The organism is Roseburia amylophila, from assembly GCF_025567465.1.
In the GTDB taxonomy this organism is placed as follows: domain Bacteria; phylum Bacillota; class Clostridia; order Lachnospirales; family Lachnospiraceae; genus Roseburia_C; species Roseburia_C amylophila.
The window spans coordinates 1-1,456 of record NZ_JAOQKI010000038.1; the positions used below are offsets into that span (position 1 = coordinate 1).

General features: G+C 36.0%; 1 protein-coding gene and 1 pseudogene. Both read right to left on the reverse strand.

Annotated features, from left to right (window positions below; translation table 11 throughout):
* Positions 1–107: 107 nt before the first annotated feature.
* Positions 108–683, reverse strand: a complete 576-nt coding sequence (locus OCV43_RS13795) for a hypothetical protein (protein ID WP_262624377.1) — start codon at positions 681–683, stop codon at positions 108–110.
* Positions 684–964: 281 nt separating this feature from the next.
* Positions 965–1,456, reverse strand: a pseudogene (locus OCV43_RS13800) (VirD4-like conjugal transfer protein, CD1115 family); the annotation flags it as partial.

Here is a 1,456-nt window from a genome sequence, read left to right on the forward strand (position 1 = left end):
ATAAAAATAACCTCCAAACTGAGTAATTTTATCTTACATCAGTTTGGAGGTTTACACAAACTTTGGGATGCTCCCATAGAATATAACGGAATCCAAAGAAGTTATGATTATATCATTTTCAAACATACTTGATACATATTAAACAAATGCATATTATCTACTGTCTCTATTGTCTTCCAAATACACACCTCAACTCGACCATACACATAAACTGACATATCTCCAGCAAACCCCAATAGTCTAGGTCTATTTACACCATGAAGTTTCTTTGGTTTTGATAAGTAGCCCCAATATATGTTGGGATTATTCTTAATAAATACTTCTCCAAAATATGCCGAAATATCAACTGCTATCATAATTGTATTTAGCGACAGCTTTCGTCTATCGCTCATAATATGTGCTTTTATCCAATTTGGACGCATAGCTAATTCCAACATTAATTCTTGTTCATCTTTTGTACACACCTCAATATGATTTGAAAACCAATCCCATAATTCAATTAACGAATTGGGCGTTTTATCTAATACCATATGCGTCCCCGTTAAATTAATATACTTTTCTAAATTCTGTATCCTCTGCTCTATGGTATCAATATACCATACAAAATATTGTTCAGCTTGCTTTTTCTTCATATCTTCAAATGGTATAAGATCAAACGGTGGGGTCATTCCATTATATTGCATACATGTCACCTCTTATAAATATTAATGAATAACATATTGAATTCCATTTTGTGTCAAGAACTCAAGCAATTGTTGAGTTGCACCACCCCGACCAGTAATATCACTTTTAAAGAATTCCCATACTACTGCATTCACTTGAATTCGCCAGTTTCCATGTCCATTGTGTTATGACATTTAATACATTTCATTGTAAATCCTCCTTGAAAAATTCCGATTTGCAAAACACATTCTTTTTTACATAGGCACAGTATACCACATTTCCTGTGCCTATGCGATAACATTTAATGCTTATTCCGATATGAACTCATCTTCTCCACAGTAACTTCTGGATAGAAGTAAGTAAGAATCGTTGCTTTGGGAACTCCTGCAGCCAATGCTTTCTTCACTTCTTCTTTCTGCTCCGGTGTATACGACCAGTGCAGCATTCGATTTGTGATTGTATCCTCCCACTTAGGCTTTTCCCTCTCTGGATTCCTTACAGGCTTACCACCAGTACTTCCATTAGACGCATTGGCACTTTCTGCAGCATCTGACTTCTGTGATTCATCAACATACTCAAGCTCATTTGCCTGCTCCCTGTCAATCTTTGCCTTCTGCTCTGCTTCATCCTGCATGGAGAATCTTCTGCTTAATTCCGCATCACCAAGCATCATAAACTGCTCATAGGTAAGAGAGTCTATATACACATTCTCGCCCTTACATTGAATAATGAACCCTTCTCTTTGGTAAAAAGAAATTGCTCTGGCATTCTTCTGGTATACATTTAATTGTAA

Excerpts from the sequence above, each read along its gene's own strand:
- OCV43_RS13795 (WP_262624377.1), bottom strand. The coding sequence starts at position 683 with ATGCAATATAATGGAATGACCCCACCGTTTGATCTTATACCATTTGAA.